The organism is Variovorax sp. ISS6, from assembly GCF_056523145.1.
The window spans coordinates 1,407,413-1,424,500 of sequence record NZ_JAWRZC010000001.1; the positions used below are offsets into that span (position 1 = coordinate 1,407,413).

At 67.2% G+C, this 17,088-nt stretch carries 19 protein-coding genes; 14 read left to right on the forward strand and 5 right to left on the reverse strand.

Translation table 11 applies throughout. The annotated features are described in order from the left end of the window. Nucleotides 1–65: 65 nt before the first annotated feature. Genes lipA through AC1HIL_RS06570 form a run of 5 tightly spaced genes read right to left on the reverse strand, consistent with a single transcriptional unit; the run spans nt 66 to nt 4,203 of the window. Nucleotides 66–1,049, reverse strand: coding sequence for a lipoyl synthase (gene lipA / locus AC1HIL_RS06550; protein ID WP_057593988.1), 984 nt, complete (start codon nt 1,047–1,049; stop codon nt 66–68). An 11-nt stretch (nt 1,050–1,060) separates the two neighbouring features. Beyond that, complete coding sequence (gene lipB, locus AC1HIL_RS06555; RefSeq protein ID WP_479671412.1) at nt 1,061–1,756, reverse strand: lipoyl(octanoyl) transferase LipB; 696 nt, start codon at nt 1,754–1,756, stop codon at nt 1,061–1,063. Beyond that, nucleotides 1,753–2,985 (reverse strand): MBL fold metallo-hydrolase, encoded by a 1,233-nt coding sequence (locus AC1HIL_RS06560; protein WP_479671413.1) that lies wholly within the window; start codon nt 2,983–2,985, stop codon nt 1,753–1,755. The genes lipB and AC1HIL_RS06560 overlap by 4 nt, the downstream gene beginning before the upstream one ends. A 13-nt stretch (nt 2,986–2,998) precedes the next feature. Further along, nucleotides 2,999–3,310, reverse strand: coding sequence for a YbeD family protein (locus tag AC1HIL_RS06565; RefSeq protein ID WP_261215533.1), 312 nt, complete (start codon nt 3,308–3,310; stop codon nt 2,999–3,001). Further along, a complete protein-coding gene (locus AC1HIL_RS06570; RefSeq protein WP_479671414.1) occupies nt 3,307–4,203 on the reverse strand; it encodes a D-amino acid aminotransferase in 897 nt (298 codons plus the stop codon). The genes AC1HIL_RS06565 and AC1HIL_RS06570 overlap by 4 nt, the downstream gene beginning before the upstream one ends. Nucleotides 4,204–4,329: 126 nt before the next feature. On the opposite strand from AC1HIL_RS06570, the gene AC1HIL_RS06575 reads away from it, so the two are divergent. The 14 genes from AC1HIL_RS06575 (at nt 4,330) to AC1HIL_RS06640 (ending at nt 17,074) form a co-directional block, all read left to right on the forward strand. After that, the gene (locus AC1HIL_RS06575) at nt 4,330–4,803 is read left to right on the forward strand and encodes an ATP synthase subunit I (RefSeq protein WP_057593984.1); all 474 of its coding nucleotides are present in this window, start codon (nt 4,330–4,332) and stop codon (nt 4,801–4,803) included. A 22-nt stretch (nt 4,804–4,825) separates the two neighbouring features. After that, nucleotides 4,826–5,722, forward strand: a complete 897-nt coding sequence (gene atpB / locus AC1HIL_RS06580; protein WP_057593983.1) for a F0F1 ATP synthase subunit A — start codon at nt 4,826–4,828, stop codon at nt 5,720–5,722. A 61-nt stretch (nt 5,723–5,783) separates the two neighbouring features. After that, a complete protein-coding gene (gene atpE, locus AC1HIL_RS06585; protein WP_057593982.1) occupies nt 5,784–6,047 on the forward strand; it encodes a F0F1 ATP synthase subunit C in 264 nt (87 codons plus the stop codon). Nucleotides 6,048–6,081: 34 nt separating this feature from the next. Continuing rightward, entirely contained in the window at nt 6,082–6,552 is a 471-nt protein-coding gene (locus AC1HIL_RS06590; RefSeq protein WP_057593981.1) for a F0F1 ATP synthase subunit B, read from the forward strand. Between the two features lie 7 nt (nt 6,553–6,559). Continuing rightward, nucleotides 6,560–7,090, forward strand: coding sequence for a F0F1 ATP synthase subunit delta (locus AC1HIL_RS06595; RefSeq protein WP_057593980.1), 531 nt, complete (start codon nt 6,560–6,562; stop codon nt 7,088–7,090). Nucleotides 7,091–7,140: 50 nt separating this feature from the next. Next, entirely contained in the window at nt 7,141–8,694 is a 1,554-nt protein-coding gene (atpA, locus tag AC1HIL_RS06600; protein WP_057593979.1) for a F0F1 ATP synthase subunit alpha, read from the forward strand. A gap of 21 nt (nt 8,695–8,715) precedes the next feature. Next, nucleotides 8,716–9,591 carry a F0F1 ATP synthase subunit gamma gene (gene atpG / locus AC1HIL_RS06605; RefSeq protein WP_479671415.1) on the forward strand — a complete coding sequence of 292 codons (876 nt, stop codon included), beginning with the start codon at nt 8,716–8,718 and terminating at the stop codon, nt 9,589–9,591. A gap of 88 nt (nt 9,592–9,679) precedes the next feature. Then, on the forward strand, nt 9,680–10,087 hold the full coding sequence (locus AC1HIL_RS06610; RefSeq protein ID WP_057593977.1) for a hypothetical protein: 408 nt from the start codon (nt 9,680–9,682) through the stop codon (nt 10,085–10,087). 153 nt (nt 10,088–10,240) lie between these two features. Continuing rightward, nucleotides 10,241–11,641, forward strand: coding sequence for a F0F1 ATP synthase subunit beta (atpD, locus tag AC1HIL_RS06615; RefSeq protein WP_057593976.1), 1,401 nt, complete (start codon nt 10,241–10,243; stop codon nt 11,639–11,641). 12 nt (nt 11,642–11,653) lie between these two features. Beyond that, a complete protein-coding gene (locus tag AC1HIL_RS06620) occupies nt 11,654–12,073 on the forward strand; it encodes a F0F1 ATP synthase subunit epsilon (RefSeq protein ID WP_057593975.1) in 420 nt (139 codons plus the stop codon). A 253-nt stretch (nt 12,074–12,326) separates the two neighbouring features. Next, nucleotides 12,327–13,496, forward strand: coding sequence for an ROK family protein (locus AC1HIL_RS06625; protein WP_057593974.1), 1,170 nt, complete (start codon nt 12,327–12,329; stop codon nt 13,494–13,496). After that, on the forward strand, nt 13,493–15,010 hold the full coding sequence (locus AC1HIL_RS06630; RefSeq protein WP_479671416.1) for a sugar ABC transporter ATP-binding protein: 1,518 nt from the start codon (nt 13,493–13,495) through the stop codon (nt 15,008–15,010). The genes AC1HIL_RS06625 and AC1HIL_RS06630 overlap by 4 nt, the downstream gene beginning before the upstream one ends. A 23-nt stretch (nt 15,011–15,033) precedes the next feature. Next, nucleotides 15,034–16,044: an ABC transporter permease gene (locus tag AC1HIL_RS06635; protein ID WP_057593972.1), complete on the forward strand. Its 1,011-nt coding sequence runs from the start codon at nt 15,034–15,036 to the stop codon at nt 16,042–16,044. A 67-nt stretch (nt 16,045–16,111) separates the two neighbouring features. Beyond that, nucleotides 16,112–17,074 (forward strand): substrate-binding domain-containing protein, encoded by a 963-nt coding sequence (locus AC1HIL_RS06640; RefSeq protein WP_057593971.1) that lies wholly within the window; start codon nt 16,112–16,114, stop codon nt 17,072–17,074. Nucleotides 17,075–17,088 lie beyond the last annotated feature (14 nt).

Here is a 17,088-nt window from a genome sequence, read left to right on the forward strand (position 1 = left end):
GAGGCGACGGGCCGCGCCATGAAAAAAGCGGCCCGGAGGCCGCTCTGTGCGGGGGCTCGCGCGGCTCAGACGCCGGCCGCGTGCGCCTGCTGGTCCGCGTGGTAGCTCGAGCGCACCATCGCGCCCACGGCCGCGTGCGAGAAGCCCATCTTGTAGGCCTCTTCCTCGAACATCTTGAAGGTGTCGGGGTGCACGTAGCGGCGCACCGGCAGGTGCGAGCCCGACGGCGACAGGTACTGGCCGATGGTCAGCATGTCGATGTCGTGGGCGCGCATGTCGCGCATGACCTGCAGGATCTCCTCGTCGGTCTCGCCGAGGCCGACCATGATGCCGCTCTTGGTCGGCACGTCGGGGTGCAGCGCCTTGAACTTCTTCAGCAGGTTGAGGCTGAACTGGTAGTCGCTGCCCGGGCGCGCTTCCTTGTACAGGCGCGGCGCGGTCTCGAGGTTGTGGTTCATCACGTCGGGCGGCGCGGCCTTGAGGATCTCGAGCGCGCGGTCGTCGCGGCCGCGGAAGTCGGGCACCAGGATCTCGATCTGCGTCATCGGCGAGAGCTCGCGGATGTTCCTGATGCAGTCGACGAAGTGCTGGCTGCCGCCGTCGCGCAGGTCGTCGCGGTCGACGCTGGTGATCACCACGTACTTCAGGCGCAGCTTGGCGATGGTCTTCGCGAGGTTGAGCGGCTCGTCCTTGTCGAGCGGATCGGGGCGGCCATGGCCCACGTCGCAGAAGGGGCAGCGCCGCGTGCACTTGTCGCCCATGATCATGAAGGTGGCGGTGCCGTTGCCGAAGCATTCGCCGATGTTGGGGCACGAAGCCTCTTCGCAGACCGTGTGCAGGTTGCTCTCGCGCAGGATCTGCTTGATCTCGTAGAAGCGCGTGGTGGGGCTGCCGGCCTTGACGCGGATCCACTCGGGCTTCTTGAGCACCTCGCCCTGCTGGATCACCTTGACGGGGATGCGCGAGAGCTTGGCCGCGGCCTTCTGCTTGGCCAGCGGGTTGTAGGTTTCGGCGCTCTGGGCGTCGCGGACGACTTCGGTGGTGCTCATTGGAGTTCTCGTCAAGGCGCCAGGAAAGTACCGAGCTTGCGGCCCAGCACGGCGGCGGCTTCTTCCCATGTGGATTGGACGCCGATTGTAGAAAGGTCGACCGTTTGCAGCCCGGCGTAGCCGCAAGGGTTGATTCGCGAGAAGGGTTCGAGGTCCATCGCGACGTTGAGCGCCACGCCGTGGTAGGTGGCGTGGCGGCTGACCTTGATGCCCAGCGCGGCGATCTTGCCGAGGCCGCGGAACGGGTCGTGCTCGGGCCGCGGGCCGGTGAGGGCGGCGTGCGAGAACGGGTCGTCCAGGCGCACGTAGATGCCGGGCGCGCCCGCCACGCGGTGGCCGGTGACGCCGAAATGCGACAGCGTGCGCAGCACCGCCTCCTCGAGCCGGTAGACGTATTCCTTGACGAAGTAGCCCGCGCGGCGCAGGTCGATCAGCGGATAGGCCACCACCTGGCCCGGGCCGTGGAAGGTGACCTGTCCGCCGCGGTCGGTCTGCACCACGGGGATCTCGCCGGTGTTGAGGATGTGGTCCTGGCGGCCCGCGATGCCCTGCGTGAAGACCGGTGCGTGCTCGCAAATCCATAGCGCGTCGGCCGTGTCGGGCGTGCGTTCCAGCGTGAACTGCTTCATCGCGGCGAAGGTGGCGGCGTAGTCGACGCGGCCTTGCCGGTCGAGGGCGATGGGGGGCGCTGCGGTGTCGGTGCTCATCGTGGGGGCTGCCGCTCGGGCAGGGTGCGGGTCTCGCCGATGGCGAGCGTGAAGAAATCGTCGGCGGCCACGCCCTGGGCCTGGCGCGCGGCGGTGAGGTCGCGCGGCGGCTGGTCGAGCGCCTCGTCGGTCAGCGCGAAGGTGCCCCAGTGCACGCCCAGGCTGCGCCTGGCGCCGAGTTCGCGGTGGATGCGCACGCTCTCCTCGGGATTCACGTGCTGGTCCTTCATGAACCAGCGCGGCTCGTAGGCGCCCACGGGCAGCAGCGCGAGGTCGAAGCCGCCGCCCTGGCTCGGGCCCTGGCGCGGCGCAAAGCGGGCCTGGATGTCGGCGAAGTCGCGCGAGTAGCCGGTGTCGCCCGAATAGAAGAGCTGCAGCTTCGGCGACAGCACGGCGAAGCCGCCCCACAGCGTCTTCAGGCGGTCGCCGAGGCCGCGCGCGCTCCAGTGCTGGGCGGGCGTGAGGAAGACCTGGGTGGCGTCCGTCGCGGCCGCGAGGCCCGCGCCGTTGCGCTGGATGCGCACCTGCGAAGCCCGCGGCGGGGCGCTGCCGGCGCCCGTGCCGGCCGGCAGCTCGAGGCTGTCCCACCAGTCGAGCTCGACCGCGTTGGCGATGCCGCGCTCGGCCAGCCAGGGCGCGATGCCCAGCGGCACCACGAACAGCGGCGATCCGCCGGCCTGCGCCGCGAGCGCCTTCACGCTGGCCTCGTCGAGGTGGTCGTAGTGGTTGTGGCTGATCAGCACCAGGTCGATGCGCGGCAGCTCGGCCAACGCCAGGCCCGGCGGCTGGAAGCGCTTCGGGCCCGCGAAGGACACCGGCGAGGCGCGTTCGCCGAACACCGGATCGGTCAGCACATGGAGGCCGCCGGCCGCGGTCGGCAGCTGCACCAGCACGCTGGCATGGCCGATGAAGGTGGCGGTGGGGCGCATCGGCTGCGCCGTGGCGTTGGCGCGCAGCAGCGCGAGGTCGGGCTTCACCACCGGCGGCGGCGCCTCGGGCGCCTTCGGCAGGCCCTTGAACCAGGACGGGATCTGCCAGCGCACCAGCACGTCGATGAAGAAGTTCTTGGGCTGGAACTCGACGTAGTTGTCCTGGAAGCCGTCGGGCCGGTGGTGCGGGCGGCTCGCGTCGTAGTAGGGATTGGGGGCGGTGGAGCAGGCCACCGCCAGGCCGCCCGCGCACAGCGCGGCCGCGAGGTGCCGCCAGCGTGTCAGCGCGGAACGCGGCATCGCTCGCCCGTGCTCAGAGCACGACCTTGACCATCGGGTGCGAGGACAGGGCGCGGTAGAGGTCGTCGAGCTGCTCGCGGCTGGTGGCGGTCACGGTGATCGTCACGCCGAGGTAGTTGCCGGCCTTGCTGTCGCGCAGCTCGACGGTGGTGGCGTCGAACGTCGGGTCGAAGCGCTCGGCGATCTGGGTGATCGCGTGCACGAAGCCGTCGACCTTCGCGCCCATCACCTTGATCGGGAACTGCGAGGGGTACTCGATCAGCGAATCCTTGCGCGGATCGGTGACGGCGTCGGTGGCGGGCGTGTCGGGACGGTCGGTGCTCATGCGGATACTCCTCGTGGCGGCTGCTGCGCCTGTGCGTTGCGTCGCTTGGCCTCCTGGTAGGCCGCGTACAAGCTCTGGTAGATGGGGCCGGGTCGGCCATTGCCAATGGGCCGGTCGTCGAGCTGCGTCACGGGCAGCACCTCCTTGGTGGCCGAGGAGATCATCAGCTCGTCGGCCACGAACACCTCGTCGCGCGCGATGCGCCGCAGCACGAACGGGATGCCGCGCTCGGCGCACAGGCGCTCGAGCAGGCCGTAGCGGATGCCGGTCAGCACGAGGTTGTCGCGCGGCGGGCCGTACACGGTGCCGTCCTTGACCACCCAGACGTTGCTCGAGGCCGCTTCGCTGAGCCATTCGTCGCGGAACATCACGGTCTCGGTCGCGCCCGCGTCGACGCCGATCTGGCGCGCGATCACCGCGCCCAGCAGGCTGGTGCTCTTGATGTGCGCCTTGGCCCAGCGGAACTCGTCGGCCGTCACGCATTTCACGCCGTTGGTGCGCGCCGCCTCATTCGGCAGGGTGAGCCGGTTGACCATCGCGAAGACGGTGGGCGCGATGCCCTGGACCATGGCGTGGTCGCGCGGCGCGACCCCGCGCGTGACCTGGATGTAGACTGAAACGGTCGCCTCTTCCGTGGCCGAGTCCACGAGCCGCTGCGCCAGGGCGCGCCAGCCCTCGCGGTCGTGCGGGTTCGGGATGCGCACCTCGGCGAGCGAACGCTCGAGCCGGGCCAGGTGCTCGTCGAGGCAGAACAGGTGGCCGTCGTAGGCCGGGATCACTTCGTAGATGCCGTCGCCGAAGATGAAGCCGCGATCGAGGACGCTGATCTTCGCGTCGCGCAGCGGGAGGTATTCGCCATCGAGGTGGCACAGGGTGGCGGGCAGGGCTTGCATGGCGCAAATTATGAGCGCCGTCCCCAATGTGTCGCTTGTGCGCCCAAGATGTCCGGATCGGGGCGGGTTTGTCCTTATAATCAGAGGCTTTGTAGAATTCTCGGCTGGCGAGGGGTCGCATTCCAAATGACAACCAGAACCCCGGAAGCCCACGTGGAGGCCGAAGAAGATGATTTCAAGCCGCTGACGCCCGAAGAGGCACGGCGGTTGCGCGAGAAAAATCCCGGACTGTCGCCCTGGTGGGTGATCGGGGCCCAGGTGGCCTTGGGATTGATCGTGGCGGGGGTGGCATGGATGTGGACTGGACGGCCTTCGGCTGCCGTGTCGGCGCTCTACGGGGCGATCGCGGTGGCCGTTCCGGCGGCACTGTTCGTTCGAGGCGTACGGCGCGGAACGGGTGCAGTGTCACAGTCGGCTGCCATGCTGAGGTTTTTTGTGTGGGAGTCGATCAAGATCGTGCTGACCGTGGCCATGCTGGTCGCGGCGCCCTGGCTGATCGGCGGGCTGAACTGGCTGGCGCTGGTCGCCGGCGTGATCGCCGCCCTGAAGACGTACTGGATCGCGCTCATGGTGCGGCCCAGGTTGTTGAACCGGATTTGATGTTTAAGAAGAGACGCTGAAGATGGCCGCCGAAGGACACGCACCGACTGCGAGTGAGTACATCGTTCACCACCTCCAGCATTGGCAGGTCGACTGGAATCTCAATCCCGTGGTGCAGAAGTCGATCGTCGACTTCAACATCATCAACCTCGACTCGATCCTGTATGCGCTGGTCATCGGCGCGCTGGGCTGCTTCGTGCTGTGGCTCGCCGCGCGCAAGGCCACGCCGGGCGTGCCGGGCCGCTTCCAGGCCGCGGTCGAGATCCTGGTCGAGATGGTGGACAACCAGGCCAAGGCCAACATCCACAACGCCAAGAGCCGCAAGTTCATCGCGCCGCTCGCGCTCACGGTGTTCGTCTGGATCTTCCTGCTCAACGCCATGGACATGCTGCCGGTGGATCTGCTGCCGGCCATCTGGGCGAAGCTGCACGAGGTCGCCGGCCACGATCCGCACCATGCGTACATGCGCGTCGTGCCCACGGCCGACCTGTCCACCACGCTGGGCCTGTCGACCTCCGTGCTGCTGCTGTGCCTGATCTACAGCGTCAAGATCAAGGGCGCCGGCGGCTGGGCGCACGAACTGGTGACCGCGCCGTTCGGCACCAGCAAGAACCCCGCGTTTGCCGTGATCCTCGGCATCATCAACCTGCTCATGCAGATCATCGAGTACGTGGCCAAGACCGTGTCGCATGGCATGCGGCTGTTCGGCAACATGTACGCGGGCGAACTCGTTTTCATGCTGATCGCGCTCATGGGTGGTGCGATGGCTGCGTCGTTCTCGGGAGTGCTGTTGCCAGTGGGCCACGTCATTGCCGGTACTGTCTGGGCGATCTTCCACATTCTGGTGATCACGCTCCAGGCATTCATTTTCATGATGCTGACGCTCATTTATCTGGGCCAGGCTCATGAGGCCCACTGAGGCTCGGTTCCCTTTCGTTCTTTTTCTTTTGCATTCATCCAGTTAAATCTAAGGAGTCATCATGGAAGCATCCAACGTTCTCGGTCTCGTTGCCCTCGCCTGTGGTCTGATCGTCGGTCTCGGCGCTATCGGTGCATCGATCGGTATCGCCCTGATGGGTGGCAAGTTCCTGGAATCGTCGGCCCGTCAGCCCGAGCTGATGAACGACCTGCAGACCAAGATGTTCATCTTGGCCGGTCTGATCGACGCGGCCTTCCTGATCGGCGTGGCCATCGCCCTGCTGTTCGCGTTCGCCAACCCCTTCCTGTCCGCCCTGCCGAAGTAATCCGGTTTCAACGCCACTCTAGAAAGGTGTTGCCGTGAGTATCAACGCGACCCTGTTCGTTCAGGCCATCGTCTTCCTGTTGCTCGTGCTGTTCACGATGAGATTCGTGTGGCCGCCGATCGCGAAGGCTTTGGATGACCGGGCACAAAAGATCGCCGCGGGCCTGGCGGCCGCCGACAAGGCCAAGGCCGAACTGCAGTCCGCCAACCAGCGCGTCGAACAGGAACTGTCGGCGTCTCGCACCGAGACCGCCAGCCGTCTTGCCGACGCCGAGCGCCGCGCCCAGCAGATCATCGAAGAAGCCAAGGGCCGTGCGAACGAAGAGGCCAGCAAGATCGTCGCGGCTGCCCGCGACGAGGCCGAGCAGCAGACCGTGCGCGCCCGCGAAGCCCTGCGCGAGCAGGTCGCCGCGCTGGCCGTCAAGGGTGCCGAGCAGATCCTTCGCAAGGAAGTCGATGCCGGCGTCCATGCCGACCTGCTCCAGCGCCTGAAGACCGAGCTCTGAGGACGACATGGCCGAACTCGCGACCATTGCCCGTCCCTACGCTGAAGCGCTGTTCCAGGCCAGTGCCGGCAACCTCGACGCCACCGCCGGCTGGATCGACCAGCTGGCCGCCGTCGTCGGGAACCCGCAGCTGATGCAGTTCGCGGCCAATCCCAAGGTCGCGCCCGAGCAGGTCGTCGGCCTGGTCGCCGGCCTGTTGTCCCAGCCGCTGCCGGATCTCGGCACGAACTTCCTTCGCACCGTCCTCGACAACGGCCGCCTCGCGGCCGTTCCCGAGGTGGCGGTCCAGTTCCGTGCCCTCAAGAACGCCAGCAGCGGTTCGTCCGATGCGGTGATCTACAGCGCCTTCCCGATCGAAGGCGCCGCGCTGCAGGACATCGAGGCGGCGCTCGTGCGCCGCTTCGGTCGCAAGCTCAAGACGAGCGTCGCGATCGATCCCGAGCTGATCGGCGGCATCCGTGCCGTGGTCGGCGACGAGGTGCTCGACATGTCCGTCAAGGCCCGGCTCGAACAAATGAAAGCAGCGCTCACCGCCTGAGGCGGTCTGTCGCCGCGGTAAGCCCTATTTATTGAAAGAAGGAAAGAGTCATGCAACTCAATCCCGCAGAAATTTCCGAGCTGATCAAGAGCCGCATCGAAGGGCTTGGCGTCAGCGCAGACATCCGTAACCAGGGCACCGTGGTGTCGGTGACCGACGGCATCGTGCGCGTGCACGGCCTGTCGGACGCGATGCAGGGCGAAATGCTCGAGTTCCCGCCCACGGCCGACGGCGTCCCGTCGTACGGCCTGGCGCTGAACCTCGAGCGCGATTCCGTCGGCGCCGTGATTCTGGGCGAGTACGAGCACATCTCGGAAGGCGACACCGTCAAGTGCACGGGCCGCATCCTGGAAGTGCCGGTGGGCCCCGAGCTCATCGGCCGCGTGGTCAACGCGCTGGGCCAGCCGATCGACGGCAAGGGTCCGATCAACGCGAAGATGACCGACGTGATCGAGAAGGTCGCGCCGGGCGTGATCGCACGGAAGTCCGTCGACCAGCCGATGCAGACCGGCCTCAAGTCGATCGACTCGATGGTGCCCGTCGGCCGTGGCCAGCGCGAGCTGATCATCGGCGACCGCCAGACCGGCAAGACCGCCGTGGCGATCGACGCGATCATCAACCAGAAGGGTCAGAACATGACCTGCGTCTACGTCGCGATCGGCCAGAAGGCTTCGTCGATCAAGAACGTGGTGCGCGCTCTCGAACAAGCCGGCGCGATGGACTACACCATCGTGGTGGCCGCATCGGCGTCGGAATCGGCCGCCATGCAGTACGTGTCGGCCTACTCGGGCTGCACGATGGGCGAATACTTCCGCGACCGCGGCCAGGACGCCCTGATCGTCTATGACGACCTGTCGAAGCAGGCCGTGGCCTACCGCCAGGTGTCGCTGCTGCTGCGCCGCCCGCCGGGCCGCGAAGCCTACCCCGGCGACGTGTTCTATCTCCACAGCCGCCTGCTCGAGCGTGCGGCCCGCGTGAACGCCGACTACGTCGAAGCCTTCACCAAGGGTGAAGTCAAGGGCAAGACCGGTTCGCTGACCGCGCTGCCGATCATCGAAACGCAGGCCGGCGACGTGTCCGCCTTCGTTCCGACCAACGTGATCTCGATCACCGACGGCCAGATCTTCCTCGAGACCAACCTGTTCAACGCCGGTATCCGTCCCGCCATCAACGCCGGTATCTCGGTGTCGCGCGTGGGCTCGTCGGCACAGACCAAGGCGATCAAGGGCCTGTCGGGCGGTATCCGTACCGACCTCGCGCAGTACCGTGAACTGGCTGCGTTCGCGCAGTTCGCTTCCGACCTCGACGAAGCCACCCGCAAGCAGCTCGACCGCGGTGCCCGCGTGACCGAACTGCTGAAGCAGGCCCAGTACAGCCCGCTGTCCATCTCGCTGATGAGCGCGTCGCTGTTCGCGGTCAACAAGGGCTTCATGGACGATCTCGACGTCAAGAAGGTCCTGGCCTTCGAGCACGGCCTGCACCAGTTCCTCAAGACCAGCCACGCGGCCCTGCTCGACAAGGTCGAACAGGCCAAGGCGATCGACAAGGACTCGGAAGCCGAACTGCACGCGGCGATCACCTCGTTCAAGAAGTCGTTCGCCTGATCGACCCCCAAAGGAATCCTCATGGCAGCTGGTAAGGAAATCCGCGGCAAGATCAAATCGGTGGAGAACACCAAGAAGATCACCAAGGCCATGGAAATGGTGGCCGCGTCGAAGATGCGCAAGGCGCAGGAACGCATGCGCGCCGCCCGCCCCTACAGCGAGAAGATCCGCAACATCGCGGCCAACCTCGGCCAGGCGAATCCGGAGTACACGCACGCGTTCATGAAGGAGAACGAGGCCAAGGCCGCGGGCTTCATCGTCGTCACGACCGACAAGGGTCTGTGCGGCGGCATGAACACCAACGTGCTGCGCGCCGTCACCGCCAAGCTGCGCGAGCAGCAGTCGGCCGGCAACGCGGTCGAGGCGGTCGCCATCGGCAACAAGGGCCTGGGCTTCCTCAACCGGATCGGCGCACGCGTGGTGTCGCATGTCACCCAGCTGGGCGACACGCCGCACCTCGAAAAGCTGATTGGCCCGGTCAAGGTCCTGCTCGACGCGTACGCCGAGGGCAAGCTGAGCGCCGTGTACCTGTGCTACACGAAGTTCATCAACACGATGCGCCAGGAATCGGTGGTCGAGCAGCTGCTGCCGCTCGCTTCCGAGACGCTGCAGGTCGAGAGCGGCCAGCACGCCTGGGACTACATCTACGAGCCCGATGCGCAGAGCGTCATCGACGAGCTGCTGGTGCGCTACGTGGAGTCGCTGGTCTACCAGGCCGTGGCCGAGAACATGGCGTCCGAGCAGTCGGCGCGCATGGTCGCGATGAAGGCCGCCACCGACAACGCGGGCAACGTGATCAGCGAGCTGAAGCTGGTCTACAACAAGACCCGCCAGGCCGGCATCACGAAGGAGCTTTCGGAAATCGTGTCGGGCGCGGCCGCGGCGGCGGGCGTCTGATCGAGGCAATGCACAGGGCCACATTGCCCACGGGTTCGCACGCGGACCGGTGACAACGGCCCAGCTCATAAGAAGGGGACCCGACTCAATGAAGAAACTTCTCGCCCTGGTAGCCGTGGCTGCCGCTCTGACCGCCTGTTCCAAGAAGGAAGAGGCACCGGCACCCGCGCCCGCTCCGGCGGCCGCACCGGCTCCGGCGCCTGCTCCCGCTGCATCGGCTCCCGCCGCGGCACCGGCAGCGCCCGCTTCGGCACCGGCCGCAGCAGCACCGACCGCTTCGGCCGCCGACCTGCCGCAAGAGTGCAACGACTACCTGACGAAGGTCAGCGCCTGCGTCGCCTCGCAAAGCGGTGCCGCCGCCGACGCGATGAAGGCCAGCCTCGACCAGACCAAGGCGACCTGGGCTTCGATGGGCGCCGACAAGGCCGCCCTGGGCCAGGCCTGCAAGGCTGCGTCGGACGCTTTCGCCGCGCAAGCCACGGCGATGAAGTGCTGAGCACGGCGAGCGCAGAGATCCGAACGCATCGTCATTGACTTCGAGGATGCCGGCCCGGCCGGCATTCTTGCAAAAGCGGCCCGCATTGGCACCAGGACGCTTCTGCAAGAACCTGTCGCAAATTTATTGAGAATCCATCCAGAAGGAAACGCCATGGCTGAAGGAAAAATTGTCCAATGTATCGGCGCCGTGGTCGACGTGGAGTTCCCGCGTGACCAGATGCCCAAGGTGTACGACGCCTTGAAGTTCGAAGGCAGCGCGCTGACCCTCGAAGTGCAACAACAGCTTGGTGATGGCGTGGTGCGCACGATTGCGCTGGGCTCGTCGGACGGCCTGCGCCGCGGCCTCGTCGTGACCAACACCGGCGCACCCATCACGGTGCCGGTCGGCAAGGCCACCCTCGGCCGCATCATGGACGTGCTGGGCGCGCCCATCGACGAGCGCGGTCCCGTCAGCCAGGAGCTGACCGCCCCCATCCACCGCAAGGCCCCCGCGTACGACGAACTGTCGCCCTCGCAGGACCTGCTGGAAACCGGCATCAAGGTGATCGACCTGGTGTGCCCGTTCGCCAAGGGCGGCAAGGTGGGCCTGTTCGGCGGCGCCGGCGTGGGCAAGACCGTGAACATGATGGAACTCATCAACAACATCGCGAAGGCCCACTCGGGTCTGTCGGTGTTCGCCGGCGTGGGTGAACGTACCCGCGAAGGCAACGACTTCTATCACGAAATGTCGGACGCCAAGGTGGTGGACCTCGACGACCTGCCGAACTCGAAGGTGTCGATGGTCTACGGCCAGATGAACGAACCCCCGGGCAACCGTCTGCGCGTGGCGCTGACCGGCCTGACCATCGCCGAGTCGTTCCGCGACGAAGGCCGCGACGTTCTGTTCTTCGTCGACAACATCTACCGCTACACGCTGGCCGGTACCGAAGTGTCGGCACTGCTGGGCCGCATGCCTTCCGCCGTGGGCTACCAGCCGACGCTGGCCGAGGAAATGGGCCGCCTGCAGGAACGCATCACCTCGACCAAGGTCGGCTCGATCACCTCGATCCAGGCCGTGTACGTTCCCGCCGACGACTTGACCGACCCGTCGCCCGCCACCACCTTCGCCCACCTGGACTCGACCGTGGTGCTGTCGCGCGACATCGCTTCGCTCGGTATCTACCCCGCCGTGGACCCGCTGGACTCGACCTCGCGCCAGCTCGACCCGAACGTGGTCGGCGAAGAGCACTACAACGTGGCCCGCGCCGTGCAAGGCACGCTGCAGCGCTACAAGGAACTGCGCGACATCATCGCGATCCTGGGCATGGACGAACTGGCGCCCGACGACAAGCTCGCCGTGGCCCGTGCCCGCAAGATCCAGCGTTTCCTGTCGCAGCCCTTCCACGTGGCCGAAGTGTTCACGGGCTCGCCCGGCAAGTACGTGCCGCTGTCGGAAACCATCCGCGGCTTCAAGATGATCGTGAACGGCGAAGCCGACCACCTGCCGGAACAGGCGTTCTACATGGTGGGCAGCATCGACGAAGCGTTCGAGAAGGCCAAGAAGGTCGCTTAAGAAGGAATCACCATGGCAGGCACCATTCATGTGGACGTGGTCAGCGCGGAAGAGTCGATCTTCTCGGGCGAAGCCAGGTTCGTCGCGCTGCCCGGTGAAGCCGGTGAGCTCGGCATCTATCCGCGCCACACCCCGCTGATCACGCGCATCCGCCCCGGCGCCGTGCGCATCGAAACGGCCGACGGCAACGAGGAGTTCGTCTTCGTCGCCGGCGGCATCCTCGAAGTGCAGCCGAACGCCGTGACCGTGCTGTCGGACACCGCGATCCGCGGCAAGGACCTCGACGACGAGAAGGCCAACCAGGCCAAGGCCGCCGCCGAGGAAGCGCTGAAGAACGCCAAGAGCGACATCGACATCGCGATGGCGCAATCGGAACTGGCCGTGATGGCCGCGCAGATCGCAGCGCTGCGCAAGTACCGCCAGAAGAAGTAAGCCCGCGCGCTTGCTCATCGCAAAAGCCGCCCCTCGAGGCGGCTTTTTTTCGTCCCGGCCCGGGGCGGAGCGGGCTCGTCAAGATAGAATCGAGTCATCTTCGATCAGAATATGGTCGAAGTTCAGCCTTGCCCGGCTGAAGCCGGCCTCCTAGTATTCGCCTTCGCCCGCCGGCCTCGATGCCGCCGGGTCCCGACAAAAAAACCGGAGACAAGCGCGCGTGGCACCCTGGAGCGGCATCACTGCGGACGAAATGCGTTTGCTGGAGACCACCTTCTGGTCGGCCGGCGGTTCGCGCCATGCCATGGCCGAGGAACTCGGCTTCTCCAAGAGCAAGGCCAATGCGCTCATCGCCGGGCTGCTCGAGCAGGGCCTGCTGGCCGAAGCCGGCCTGCAGCGCTCCTCGGGCGGACGCCGCCCCGAAAACCTCCAGCTCCATGCCGACCTCGGCGTGCTCGTGGGCGTCGACATCGGCGCCACCAGCCTCGGCGTCGCCGTGCTGCAGCCCGACCTCACGGTGCTCGCGCAGCACGAGGAAGCGGCCGACGTGCGCGACGGCCCCGCGGTCGTGCTGGCGCGCGTGCGTGCGCTGATGCGCGAACTGCTGGGCCGCTGCGGCCGCACGGCGCGCGACGTGTTCGGCATCGGCATCGGCGTGCCCGGACCGGTCAACTTCGAGATCGGCCAGCTCGTCAATCCGCCGCTGATGCCGGCCTGGGACAGCTTCTCGATCCGCGACTACCTGCGCGAGGACTATGCCGCGCCGGTGTTCGTCGACAACGACGTCAACCTGATGGCGCTCGGCGAACTCTGGCGCCTCAAGCGCTCGCTCTCGAACTTCCTCGTCATCAAGATCGGGACCGGCATCGGCTGCGGCATCGTCTGCCACGGCGAGGTCTACCGCGGCGCCGCGGGTTCGGCCGGCGACGTGGGCCACATCTGCGTCGACCAGGAAGGGCCGCGCTGCCACTGCGGCAACCTGGGCTGCGTCGAGGCGATGGCGGCCGGCCCCGCGATCACGCGCATGGCGGTGCAGGCGGCCGAGGCCGGCGAGAGCGCCGTGCTGGCCGAGGTGCTGCGCAGCCAGGGCCGCATCGAGGCACTCGACGTGGGCCAGGCCAGCCGCGCCGGCGATCCCGCAGCCAACGCCATCGTGCAGCGCGCGGGCAACCTCATCGGCCAGATGCTGGCTTCGGTCGTCAACTTCTTCAATCCGTCGCATGTGTTCATCGGCGGCGGCATCACGCGCATCGGCCCGCTGTTCCTCGCGGCCGTGCGGCAAAGCGTCTACCAGCGCTCGCTCGCGCTGTCGACGCGCCATCTCGAGATCCAGTACACGCCGCTGGCCGCGCAGGGCGGCCTGATCGGCGCCGGCGTGCTCGCGATGCAGCAGAGCCTCAAGGCGAGGGGGATCGCGCCATGAGCGAAACGCAGAGCAAGACCAGCGTGGCCGTCGAATTCGACGACGTGCGGAAATCCTTCGGCCCGGTGCAGGTGCTGCACGGCGTGAGCTTCGCGCTCGCGCCCGGCAAGGTCTACGGCCTGCTCGGCGAGAACGGCGCGGGCAAGTCCACGCTGATGAAGATTCTCTCGGGCTACGAGGGCCTCACGGGCGGCACGCTGCGCATCAACGGCCAGCCGCAGCAGTTCGCCGGCTCGCGCGATGCCGAGGCGCTGGGCATCGTGCTGATCCACCAGGAGTTCAACCTCGCCGAGGACCTGAGCATCGCGCAGAACATCTTCCTCGGCCACGAGAAGAAGAAGGGCCTGTTCCTCGACGATGCCGCGATGGAGCGCGAGTCGGCCGCCGCGCTGGCCGCAGTGGGCCTGCAGGCCGACCCGCGCACCAAAGTGCGCCGGCTCATCGTGGCCGAGAAGCAGCTGGTGGAGATCGCCAAGGCCATCGCGCGCCGCGCGCGCCTCCTGGTGATGGACGAGCCCACCGCCACGCTCACGCCCGGCGAGACCGAGCGCCTGTTCAAGCTGATCGCGCAGTTGCGCGCCGATGGCGTGACCATCGTCTACATCTCGCACAAGCTCGACGAGGTCGAGCGCGTGACCGACGAGGTGATCGTGATGCGCGACGGCCGCTTCGTCGCGCGTTCGCCCACGGCCGAGGTCACGCGCCAGCAGATGGCCAACCTGATGGTGGGCCGCGAGCTGGCCGACCTCTATCCGCCGCGCGACCCGGTGTCGGCCGCGCAGGCGCCCGCGATGCGCGTGCAGGGCTTCAGCGTGCCCGGCTGGGCACGGGACGCGAGCTTCGAGGTGCGCCCCGGCGAGATCCTCGGCTTCGCGGGCCTGGTCGGCGCCGGTCGCACCGAGCTGTTCGAAGGCCTGCTGGGCCTGCGGCCCGCCGCCGGCAGCGTCGAGATGCTCGGGCGCGCGGTGCCCGGCGGCAAGGGCTGGCGCAGCCCGCGCGATGCCGCGAAGCACGGCCTCACCTACCTGAGCGAGGACCGCAAGGGCAAGGGCCTGCACGTGCACTTCGGCCTGCGCCAGAACCTCACGCTGATGGCGCTCGAGCGCTACGCCACGCCCTGGCTCAAGCCCGAGGCCGAGCGCGGCGCGCTGGCCGAGGCGGTCAAGGACTACGGCATCCGCGCCGGCTCGCTCGAGGTCAGGGCCTCGTCGCTGTCGGGCGGCAACCAGCAGAAGCTCGCGCTCGCCAAGGTGCTGCAGCCGCGCCCGCGCGTGGTGGTGCTCGACGAGCCCACGCGCGGCGTCGACGTGGGCGCCAAGCGCGACATCTACTTCCTGGTCCAGCGCCTGGCGCGCGAGGGCCTGGCCGTGATCGTCATCTCGTCCGAGCTCATGGAACTGATCGGCCTGTGCCACCGCGTCGCGGTGATGCGCGCGGGCCGGCTGGTCGCCACGCTCGACGCCGACCACCTGAGCGAAGAAGCGCTCATCGCCCACGCCACCGGCGCGCACTGAGACACGACCCACACCCGGCCCCCATGAACAACAGCCCCGAACCCACCGCCGACACCCACCGCGCCCAGCCCAAGGCGCGCTGGACCGAGCACCTGCACGGCCTCGGCCCCGTCATCGGCCTGGTGCTGCTGTGCATCGCCGGCACCCTGCTCAACGGCGACTTCGCCACCGTCGACAACGCGATGAACGTGCTCACGCGCACCGCCTTCATCGGCATCATCGCGGTCGGCATGTGCTTCGTGATCATCTCGGGCGGCATCGACCTGTCGGTGGGCTCGATGGCCGCGCTGATCGCGGGCAGCGTGATCATGTTCATCAACTGGGCCGGCCCGGCCACCGGCTCGCCGCTGATGGCGGTGATGCTCGGCGCCGTGCTCGCGGTGGTGCTGGGCGCGCTGTTCGGCCTCGCGCACGGCCTGCTGATCACCAAGGGCCGCATCGAGCCCTTCATCGTCACGCTGGGCACGCTCGGCATCTTCCGCGCCTACCTCACCTACTTCGCCGACGGCGGTGCGCTCACGCTCGACAACGAGCTGTCGGACCTCTACGCGCCGGTCTATTACGCGAGCCTCGCGGGCATCCCGGTGCCGGTGTGGGTGTTCGTCATCGTCGCCATCGTCGGCGGCGTGATCCTCAACCGCACCGCCTACGGCCGCTACGTGCAGGCCATCGGCTCCAACGAGCAGGTGGCGCGCTATGCCGCGGTCGACGTCGACCGCGTGAAGATCCTGACCTACGTGCTGCTCGGCGTGTGCGTGGGCATCGCCACGCTGCTGTACGTGCCGCGCCTGGGCTCGGCCTCGCCGACCACGGGCCTCTTGTGGGAGCTCGAGGCGATCGCCGCGGTGATCGTCGGCGGCACCGCGCTCAAGGGCGGCGCGGGCAGCATCACCGGCACCGTGGTGGGCGCGATCCTGCTCTCGGTCATCAGCAACATCCTGAACCTCACCAGCATCATCAGCGTGTACCTGAATGCCGCGGTGCAGGGCTTCGTGATCATCATCGTGGCCTTCCTCCAGCGAGGAAAGCGATGACGCCGTTGGGCGTGGCCACACCTGGTTCCTTCCCGTTCCGTTCCATCCACCAAGAGGAGACATCAGCATGACCCGTTTCACCCGACGCATCGCGCTCACGGCCGTGGCCGCCGCGGCATTCGCCAGCCTGCCCGCGCTCGCCGCGGACAAGGTCAACCTCGGCGTTTCGATCCCCGCCGCCACCCACAGCTTCATGGGCGGCATCAACTACTGGGCCAACCAGGCGAAGAAGGATCTCGAGAAGGAACACAAGGACCTGAAGATCACGATCAAGACCGCCGCCAACGCGCCCGAGCAGGCCAACCAGCTGCAGGACCTGTCGACGGTCACCAAGATCAACGCGCTGGTCGTGTTCCCGTTCGAATCGGCCGCGCTGACCAAGCCGGTCGCGCAGGTCAAGGCCAAGGGTGCCTACGTCACCGTGGTCGACCGCGGCCTGACCGACACCAGCGCGCAGGACGCCTACGTGGCCGGCGACAACACCGCCTTCGGCCGCATCCCGGCCGAGTACATCGTCAAGCAGCTCGGCGGCAAGGGCAACGTGGTGGCATTGCGCGGCATCGCGACCACGCTCGACAACGAGCGCATGGACGCCTTCAACGCGGTGCTCAAGAACAGCCCCGACGTGAAGCTGCTCGACGCCAAGTACGCCAACTGGAACCGCGACGACGCCTTCAAGGTCACGCAGGACTACCTCACGCGCTTCAAGCAGATCGACGCCATCTGGGCCGCCGACGACGACATGGCCGTGGGCGTGCTCAAGGCCATCGAACAAGCCAAGCGCGACGACATCAGAATCGTGTTCGGCGGCGCCGGCGCCAAGGGCATGGTCAAGACCATCATGGACGGCAAGGACAAGCGCATCACGGCCGACGTGAGCTACTCGCCCAAGTTCATCTACGACGCCATCAAGCTCACGGCCGAGGCGCGCCTGAAGGGCGAGAAGCTGCCCGCGACCACGATCATCCCGTCGGTGCTGATCACCAAGGACAACGCCAAGGACTTCTACCACCCGAACTCGCCGTTCTGAACGGGATCGGCCGG

Bases quoted from the DNA above. Each gene is read 5' to 3' on its own strand.
- AC1HIL_RS06625 (WP_057593974.1), top strand. From the start codon at position 12,327: ATGCGTTTGCTGGAGACCACCTTCTGGTCGGCCGGCGGTTCGCGCCAT.
- AC1HIL_RS06635 (WP_057593972.1), top strand. From the start codon at position 15,034: ATGAACAACAGCCCCGAACCCACCGCCGACACCCACCGCGCCCAGCCC.
- AC1HIL_RS06595 (WP_057593980.1), top strand. From the start codon at position 6,560: ATGGCCGAACTCGCGACCATTGCCCGTCCCTACGCTGAAGCGCTGTTC.
- atpG (WP_479671415.1), top strand. From the start codon at position 8,716: ATGGCAGCTGGTAAGGAAATCCGCGGCAAGATCAAATCGGTGGAGAAC.
- lipA (WP_057593988.1), bottom strand. From the start codon at position 1,049: ATGAGCACCACCGAAGTCGTCCGCGACGCCCAGAGCGCCGAAACCTAC.
- atpA (WP_057593979.1), top strand. From the start codon at position 7,141: ATGCAACTCAATCCCGCAGAAATTTCCGAGCTGATCAAGAGCCGCATC.
- atpB (WP_057593983.1), top strand. From the start codon at position 4,826: ATGGCCGCCGAAGGACACGCACCGACTGCGAGTGAGTACATCGTTCAC.
- atpE (WP_057593982.1), top strand. From the start codon at position 5,784: ATGGAAGCATCCAACGTTCTCGGTCTCGTTGCCCTCGCCTGTGGTCTG.
- AC1HIL_RS06640 (WP_057593971.1), top strand. From the start codon at position 16,112: ATGACCCGTTTCACCCGACGCATCGCGCTCACGGCCGTGGCCGCCGCG.
- AC1HIL_RS06560 (WP_479671413.1), bottom strand. From the start codon at position 2,985: ATGCCGCGTTCCGCGCTGACACGCTGGCGGCACCTCGCGGCCGCGCTG.
- AC1HIL_RS06620 (WP_057593975.1), top strand. From the start codon at position 11,654: ATGGCAGGCACCATTCATGTGGACGTGGTCAGCGCGGAAGAGTCGATC.
- AC1HIL_RS06565 (WP_261215533.1), bottom strand. From the start codon at position 3,310: ATGAGCACCGACCGTCCCGACACGCCCGCCACCGACGCCGTCACCGAT.
- AC1HIL_RS06570 (WP_479671414.1), bottom strand. From the start codon at position 4,203: ATGCAAGCCCTGCCCGCCACCCTGTGCCACCTCGATGGCGAATACCTC.
- AC1HIL_RS06610 (WP_057593977.1), top strand. From the start codon at position 9,680: ATGAAGAAACTTCTCGCCCTGGTAGCCGTGGCTGCCGCTCTGACCGCC.
- AC1HIL_RS06575 (WP_057593984.1), top strand. From the start codon at position 4,330: ATGACAACCAGAACCCCGGAAGCCCACGTGGAGGCCGAAGAAGATGAT.
- atpD (WP_057593976.1), top strand. From the start codon at position 10,241: ATGGCTGAAGGAAAAATTGTCCAATGTATCGGCGCCGTGGTCGACGTG.
- AC1HIL_RS06630 (WP_479671416.1), top strand. From the start codon at position 13,493: ATGAGCGAAACGCAGAGCAAGACCAGCGTGGCCGTCGAATTCGACGAC.
- lipB (WP_479671412.1), bottom strand. From the start codon at position 1,756: ATGAGCACCGACACCGCAGCGCCCCCCATCGCCCTCGACCGGCAAGGC.